Here is a 7,642-nt window from a genome sequence, read left to right as displayed (position 1 = left end):
GCTCTTTGGAAAGTAAGGCTGAAGCCGCGCCATCTGCTCATCGGTCAGCCAGAATAGATTGCTCATGTTATACCCCTGAAACTCACGGGCATGAATCACGCAGGCGGGATGACGGCAACAAAATTAATAGGTCCAGAACCTAGACAGCAAAGCCGATCAGTTTCCGATGGTGCTTTTCAATTTCCCAGCATTTCTTGAGATGGTCGATGCAGATCCGCGCCTCCGCACGAAGTTTCTGATATTGCTTTTTGCCTCTCTCGCCAATTTTCAGAAGATCGTCGTCGCGCATCGTTTTGGAGTTGAGCTCGAACTCTCGCTTGATGTCGTTGAGGATCATGTTCTCAGCTTCGTAACTGACATAGGCATTATCGGTCGCCGAAAAGACTTTATGAGCCTTGTCCGCAAAGGCGCTGACCTCGGGGTTTTCGTGCTTATAGCAGTCGTTCTGGATCTCTTGCATGCGCTCCTTGACCGCCTCCAGACGCCTTAGGTTCCGCTTGAAAACGGGATAGTAGTTCGGCACTGGCCAGACCACGCGGCTGCGTTTGTCGATCGCGCTTTTGGTTTCGGATTCGATCCGACCGATATCGATGATATGGCCATAGAAGATGCCGGAATTGTCGCTGAAGACACCCAGCTTTTTCTTCGCCTGCGCGATCAACGCCTCGCGCTTTCGCACCTCCGAGAACGGAAGCTGGTCGAATTTGTGCTCCGCAAATCCAATGTCCGACAACGGATCGACCACGCCGGCATAGACTTTGTCGAGCGTCTTTCCGGCCTTCTGCATCTCTTCTTTGAGCTTGGTGATGCTGTAGGCCTTGTGTTTGGACGCCAGCGCAATGGTGGCTTTGACAATCTTGCGAGCGTTTACGTAGTGCTTGTCCACCTCGCGCCGGTCCGGCAGGACATCATCCAGCGGCCAGCTTCGTGTCTTGCCGGCCAGGCCAAGCGCGGTGAGCGTCTTTTCGCAGGCGACGCCGGATCGTTTCAGCCGGGATTTTTTCTGGAAGATTTTCACCGCGGTCTCGGTCTTATCCCCGAACTTGCCATCAGTTTTGAGCTTGGGGCGCGCTCCGGCTTTGTTGAGCGCACCCTGCAGTTCCTTGACCTTCGTGCCTTTGGCACCTTTCTTCAGGGTTTTCATCTCATGCTCTCCAATAGGCGCCGCGCCCAAAACTCGGGTCGTCCCGGTGTTCGCTGCGCTCAAGCCCGATATCTTTGAGCAGGCGATCATTGAACTGGGCGACGTGATGGCTGTCGCGCCGGATTCGATGTTCACGAAGGATGGCGCGGTGCAGGCGTGCATAGAGCCGGCACAGGTTCAGAACCGGGGCACTGAACCCGCCCCCGGGGGCGATTGACATGCCGCTGCTGTTGTCATGTGGAAACGACATGCCCGGAACCCGGGACGGGGAAATACGATAGCTACTCATTATTGGTCTCCTGAGTCAGGCGCGGCTGCGCCGATTTCGCCCGGTGACCCCTTGGCCGCGAAAGGCAGAGCTGGGGCGCCGGGATTGGTTGATTTGAACCGAGCGTCAGACGGCTTCAGTGACGGGATGCCGTGCGGCCTTGCAGACATGCTCAACATGGCGATGATCGGTGCCGCAGCAGCCGCCGATGACGGTCAAGTTGGGCAGAAGCCCCGCTAGCTCGTGATGAAGCTGGCCGAATTCCTGCGGGTTGCCGTCATCCAGCTCCTCGGCCTCGTCCAGCTCGGCATGCGACAGGCGCGAGGCGTTTGCGCGCAAACCCATGATCCGCTTGGTCCAGTCGCCGCCCTGTTCCAGGACGGACCGGAAATGGTCGGGATGGGCGCAGTTGATCATGAAGTAAGCCGCAGCGCCGTTGGTGGCGATATCGACCTGTTCGATGGCGGAACCCAAGGCCTGACCCGAAGGCAGGCGGCCGTCGGTTTCGACCGTGAACGAGATCACCACCGGAATGCCGGCAGATTTCGCAGCCCGCACGATGCCAATGGCTTCTTCGACATAGGTCATGGTGATGGCCGAAATCATGTCGGCGCCCATTTGTGCGAACCAACCCGCCTGGGTCTGGTGATAGGCCTCGGCTTCGGTTTCGGTCAGGATCTCGGTCGGGGCATAGCCATCGCTGTGCGGACCGATCACGCCGTTGATCACAAACGGAGACGCAGGCGTTTCCTGATCGTCGCGCATCTTGACAAGCGTTGCGACAACCCCGCGATGCACTTCTTTGAGCTGTTCGCGATCCACCCCCAGTTCAGCGGCCCAACGGGGGCTGGCGCGCCAGGTCGGTGTGTCCATCACAAAGCCCCGGCGGTTGCGCACGGCAAGCTCGGCAAACCCGCGCATGTATCGGTTGATGGCATCGATGCCGTCCTGACTGTCCAGCGCCTTGAAGGCAGCAAAGAGCGGCAGGTCGATCCTTTCATGAAAGACGAGGGTGGTTTCTAGCCCGCCATCAGCCAGCATCTGCGTACCGTTCAGTTGAGGCAGCGCGTTGCGATATTTCATTGTTATTCTCCTGTTTCAGGGCCCTGTAGCGGACCGGTGAAGATGAAGCGGGGATAGCGCCGGGGCGGATTCGAGACTCGAGCCGCATCTGAGCTTTTCCTGAGAAAACATGAGGGCTAGGCTTGGTCTCGACGAAACCTGACCGGGTTACCATTGGTTCTGGAACATGAAATACGCGTTCAATGAGTGTACAATTGACACCGATCTCTTTCAGATCTCGCGCCAGGGCGCGCGCAACAGCCTGACGCCACAGACCCTGCACATTCTTGAATATCTCATTGCCAACCGCGACCGGGTGGTTCTGAAAGACGAGCTGGTCGAACAGGTCTGGCAGGGCCGGTTCATCACCGATGCAACCCTGTCGACGGCCATGAAAGAGGCCCGCCAGGCGGTGGGCGACAGCGGTCGCGATCAGCACACGATCCGCACGATCCATGGCAAGGGGTTTCGCTTTGTGGCCGAGATCGAGCCGTCAGTTCACGAAACCCCACCCGTGCCTGAGAGAGACCGGATCGTTCTTGCGGTTCTGCCGTTTCGCAGTTTGGGGTCCAGCCCCGATGATGCGTTTCTGGCCGAAGGTCTGACCGAGGACACGATCACCGACCTGTCCCGTTTTCGCGAACTGACTCTGCTGTCGCATCGCACAACCGCCCAGCTTGCGGCCGAGAACCTGTCGAATTCGGGGATGTCAGACCGGTACGCGGTCACGCATGTGGTCGAGGGCAGCATTCGCAGGTCTCAACGCCATTTGCGGGTGACGGTGCAGGTGACCGAAGCCAATAGCGGCAGGTTGGTTGCGACCGAGCAGTTCGACCGCGGCGGCGGGCCCGAGCATCTGTTTGACATTCAGCAGGACATTGCCGGCCTGATAGCGGGACGTCTTGGCAGTCGACACGGGTTGATGGCGCAGCAGGCCGCGCGATCAGTCCCGGAGGGGCGCACCCAGTCTTGGGACACTTATTTTCTGGTTGCGCAGTTCTACGAGTATTACCGCAGCTACGATCAGACGCTCCATGCCGATATCCGCGACAGGCTGCAAGTTGCGTTGAAAGAAGACAGCGGGTCGTCTGACGGTTGGGCGGCTTATGCGATGCTGTTGCTGGAAGAATACCGTTATCATATCAATCCGCGACCCGATGTGGATGCCTTGGCGCTGTCCGCGGAGGCGGCGCGCCGGGCGGTAGATTGCGACGCGCGGAGTGCCTTTGCCCGGATGACCCTGGCGCTGACCATATTCTATCAGAAGGACATTGCCGGGTTTCGCGCGGCAGCCGAACGAGCACTTGAGCTGAATTCCGGCCATTGCGACGTCCTGGCCGAGATCGGCTCCTGCCATATGTTTCTGGGCGAATACGACCGGGCGGTCGAACTGTTGGACCGCGCGATTGACCTCAGCCCGGTGCATCCAGGCTGGTACCATTATGCGCGCTGCTGGCTCTATGCGTCGCAAGGGTTCACCGAAGCTGCACTGGTCGAGATCGAGAAAGTACCGATGCCCGATTTCTTCTGGTATCAGGCGCATCTGGCCTGGCTTCACGGTGAGTTGGGAAATACCGAGCGGGCCCATGCGGCCGTTTCAGCCATGCGAGAGATGTTCCCGCAATTCGAGGATATCGCTTATGAGGAACTTGCATTGACCGGCATCACCCCGGAACGCGGCGAAATGGCAGTCAAAGGCTGGCGTAAGGCCGGGCTCAGGATCGCGGAACGTCCGGCTTAGGCCGCGAACGTCGCAGCGCTGGCCAGGCGATCAGCCCCGAGACGGCAACCGCCACGGCCAGGGCCGGGTAACCACCCACCGCAATCGCAAGGCTTCCGGCCCCGCCACCCAATGCAAAGCCAAGAAGGTAGCGCGCCATGCCGGTCGCGGGCGCATCTGTCCGGTCCAGATAGAGCGGGAAGAACAGGAAAAGGCCGAAGGCATTGATAAGGATCGACGCGCCAATCAACATTTCGGTCCGCGACAGATAAGTGAGACACCCGGCAAATGCCGCCAGAAGCAGACCGGCTATTCGCGCATGCAGGGTGATCCGATCCGGCATTGCTCCGGCAAGAAACGAGCCGGTTGCGGATAGTAATAGGCTCGCGGCCAGCCAGCCGCTGAGGCCACCAAGCTGTCGTTCAGCGGCAAAAATCTCCAGAAAGGTCCAGTAAGCGCCCATGCAGATAAAAAACGGCAGCAGGATCAGATCCTCTGTCCAATCAAGGTGCTGCGTGTTGCCGTTGCCGGGCAGGGGCAGCTTCTGCAGCATTAACAGCACCTGCACTCCCGCAAGAGCGGCCAGCAGCGGCAGCAGCGACAGCCCGGTCGCGAATAGCCCGCCGAGAAGGACAAAGGAAGCCACGCAGCCAACCGCGATTCCATTGCCGATCATCCGCAGCGTTGTTGCTTCGCTGTCCTTTCGCGACAGGGCCAGGGCCAGAACGATACCCTGCGACAGGCCGACGGCGCAGGCCCCGGCAAAAAGAACCGGCAGGACGATGGTCTGTGAAATTGCGGCACACGCAAGTCCGCCGCAGGCAAGCCCCCCGGCGATACGCGGCAGCGACAGATGCCCTGCGGACGACCCAAACAGGCACCCAACCGCTGCGGAAACCAAGACTGCACTGGCCAGTAGGCCGACGGCAACGTCAGAACTTCCGCTTTTGACTGCAAGCTCGGAGAGCCAGATCGGCATCGTGTTGAGAATGGTCACCGCAAAGGCGAGTATGAAAATGGATATCCGTTTCAGCTTATCACCCTTGCGACAACGGGGTTCCCTACGCGCCCAAGGTTTGTTCAATTAGACCGACCGGTCAATGACGCCGAATGGCCTGCGCCTAAGTCAACGCGACAGTTCATCAATAATTGCTCGCGTTTGGCGACAATTTGCAAGGCCGGACCGCGTGAAGAAGAAGAACGCATGGGAACCATGTCTGGCAACGACCTCATGTTCGGACAGGTTTTTATGTCGTGTCTGACGGTCGAGAAGAAGCTCATCGAGCTCGTTGCTCCAAATGAGTTCCACATATTCGCTGATGCGCGTTTCACGTATGTAAGCGAGAAGCGCCTTTGAATGACGCGGCCAACCCTTCGGCAAATGGGCAATCGGGCATTCCGATATCCCGACACTCAGTTTTCTGCCATTTAGTGCCGGCGCGACAGCTGCCGTTGCATCGGTCAGCAGATCAAAGGCCCAGGATATCTCAGACAGATAAGCGTCCCCCTCTTTGGTTAGCAAGAGGCCCTGCGGCAATCGCAGGAACAACGAGATACCAAGAGATGCTTCAAGGCGCTTCACCTGCTGACTGACAGCGCCGGGCGTGACTCCATGCTCTGCCGCAGCGGCCTTGAAACTCTGGTGCCGAGCTGTTGCTTCGAAAGCCTTGAGCCCATTCAAAGAAGGAAATCGATAGGTCATTTGGTCATCTCTCCGACATTCGTAGCATGTCAACTCGACCGGATAGAGTGAGGTTTTCTAAGTCTTGCAAACAATTTTTATCGTTTGAGATCAAGCCTGAAACCATGTCCAACATGCCCTGGAAGTCAAAATCAGGAACGGCATCATGACCATCAGATACAATCCACCAACAGGTTGACCGCAACTTGGCAAACCCTTTCATCACGGAATCATAAAACCACCGGGCAGAGTGCTTCATGTGGTTTTGTTGCAAACTTCGGCCCGCATGTTGGACCTTAGTGTGGTTTGATCCAACTGGTGATTTGATCGCGACAGTGTTTAGGAATGCCAATGATCGACTTCAAAGGCGCCCACTACCCAAGATCTGTGATCCTGTTCACGGTCTATTCTACCTACGCTACGGTGTCTCCCACCGCGACCTGGAAGAGATCATGGCGGAACTTGGTGTATCGGTCGATCATGCAACCCTGAACCGATGGATCGTGAAGTATTCACCCGAGGACGCTCGCGAGGCGCAGAAACGGAAGGCCAACACCGCTGAATCTGGGCACATGGATGAAACTCTGAGTAATCGAGCAACAGCTCTCTTGGCCAGTGCATGATGGCACTGGAACAATGACAGGAGAGCAAAATGGAACAGTGTTTTGTCGGATTGGACGTATCGAAAGCAGAGACGTCGATTTGCATGTGCGATGAGAATGGAGCCACCGTGTTTGCAGTTAAGACAGCGACGGACCCTGATGTGATCTGTCAGGCGCTAAGCAAACACCGTGGATGTATTCAATGCGTCGTTCTTGAGACCGGCCGAATGGCGAACTGGCTTTATACCGAACTGTCTGATCGAGGGTTGCCGATGGTTTGCATTGACGCGCGCCAGGCTCATGCTGTTCTCAGTCAGATGCACAACAAGACCGATGCCAATGATGCCGCCATGTTGGCTGAGCTGGCGCGTACCGGGTTCTACCGGAAGGTTGCGGTGAAGAGCCGGGTTGCTCAGGAGCGGCGGGCGTTGCTGAAAGCTCGGGAAGTAGCCTTGAAATCCCGTGTGAATGTCGAAAACACCATCCGTGGTTTGCTGGCCAGTTTCGGGCTTCGGTTACCAAAGCATCTTCAAACCTACGAAGAACGCATCCACGCGATCCTGAAGGACCGACCGGTCTTGTCCAGTGTCATCCTGCCTTTGCTCGACTTGCGGACAGCGGCCTTGCGGCAAGCGGCAGCCCTGAGCAAAGAAATGGTGCGCCACGCGAAAACCGATGAGGCCTGCCAACGACTGATGACGATCCCAGGCGTCGGTCCCGTGAATGCCGTGACCTTTGTGGCAACGATTGATGACCCGCGGCGATTTACAAAATCAAGATCGGTTGGTGCTTATCTCGGGCTGACATCCCGGCGTTACCAATCGGGAGACATCGACTATGGCGGCAAAATATCGAAACGCGGCGATCCTATGCTGCGCTCTACGCTCTATGAGGCGGCCAGCAGTTTGTTGAACCGCGTGAAGCCGGGCAAGGGATCGGAATTACAGAGATGGGCTCGGGCTCTCAAAGCCCGCACCAGTCACAAAAAGGCGGTCGTTGCCCTGGCGCGAAAGCTCGCGGTCCTGACGCACGCCATCTGGACAAACGGATCAACCTTTCAAACCAAGGAGGCATAACCGATAGAACAAGCGGACTTCCCGTTCACGAGTTGCCGTACCGACCAACACGGCAGGCTGTCGACCGAACCCGTTCGATCTACATGCGA

The 7,642-nt window shown here is 57.6% G+C and carries 7 protein-coding genes and 1 pseudogene; 3 read left to right on the top strand and 5 right to left on the bottom strand.

Features of this window, described 5'->3' with window-relative positions:
• Window positions 1-139 precede the first annotated feature (139 nt).
• From AB1E34_RS17835 to AB1E34_RS17825, 3 genes are all read right to left on the bottom strand, one after another.
• Window positions 140-1,144, bottom strand: a complete 1,005-nt coding sequence (locus AB1E34_RS17835; protein ID WP_372573662.1) for a peptidoglycan-binding domain-containing protein — start codon at window positions 1,142-1,144, stop codon at window positions 140-142.
• A gap of 1 nt (window position 1,145) precedes the next feature.
• Window positions 1,146-1,364, bottom strand: coding sequence for a YjiS-like domain-containing protein (locus AB1E34_RS17830; RefSeq protein WP_372573661.1), 219 nt, complete (start codon window positions 1,362-1,364; stop codon window positions 1,146-1,148).
• A 174-nt stretch (window positions 1,365-1,538) separates the two neighbouring features.
• Window positions 1,539-2,495: a homocysteine S-methyltransferase family protein gene (locus tag AB1E34_RS17825; protein ID WP_372573660.1), complete on the bottom strand. Its 957-nt coding sequence runs from the start codon at window positions 2,493-2,495 to the stop codon at window positions 1,539-1,541.
• A gap of 166 nt (window positions 2,496-2,661) precedes the next feature.
• Here AB1E34_RS17825 and AB1E34_RS17820 point away from each other — a divergent pair, with 166 nt between their 5' ends.
• Window positions 2,662-4,215, top strand: coding sequence for a winged helix-turn-helix domain-containing tetratricopeptide repeat protein (locus AB1E34_RS17820; RefSeq protein WP_372573659.1), 1,554 nt, complete (start codon window positions 2,662-2,664; stop codon window positions 4,213-4,215).
• Here AB1E34_RS17820 and AB1E34_RS17815 read toward each other — a convergent pair.
• Together AB1E34_RS17815 and AB1E34_RS17810 are read right to left on the bottom strand one after the other, a co-directional pair.
• Entirely contained in the window at window positions 4,190-5,191 is a 1,002-nt protein-coding gene (locus AB1E34_RS17815; RefSeq protein WP_372573658.1) for a hypothetical protein, read from the bottom strand. The two genes, AB1E34_RS17820 and AB1E34_RS17815, sit on opposite strands and share 26 nt — an antisense overlap.
• A 129-nt stretch (window positions 5,192-5,320) precedes the next feature.
• Window positions 5,321-5,896, bottom strand: coding sequence for a LysR family transcriptional regulator (locus tag AB1E34_RS17810; RefSeq protein ID WP_372573657.1), 576 nt, complete (start codon window positions 5,894-5,896; stop codon window positions 5,321-5,323).
• A gap of 330 nt (window positions 5,897-6,226) precedes the next feature.
• Here AB1E34_RS17810 and AB1E34_RS17805 point away from each other — a divergent pair.
• Both AB1E34_RS17805 and AB1E34_RS17800 read left to right on the top strand, forming a co-directional pair.
• A pseudogene (locus AB1E34_RS17805) lies at window positions 6,227-6,459 on the top strand (IS6 family transposase); the annotation flags it as partial.
• Window positions 6,460-6,527: 68 nt separating this feature from the next.
• A complete protein-coding gene (locus AB1E34_RS17800; protein WP_372573656.1) occupies window positions 6,528-7,553 on the top strand; it encodes an IS110 family RNA-guided transposase in 1,026 nt (341 codons plus the stop codon).
• The last annotated feature ends 89 nt before the right edge of the window (window positions 7,554-7,642 follow it).

The organism is Ruegeria jejuensis, assembly GCF_041537905.1.
Lineage (GTDB): Bacteria > Pseudomonadota > Alphaproteobacteria > Rhodobacterales > Rhodobacteraceae > Ruegeria_C.
The sequence above is the reverse complement of the archived record's forward strand: the minus strand, read 5'-3'. Positions and strand labels throughout refer to the sequence as shown.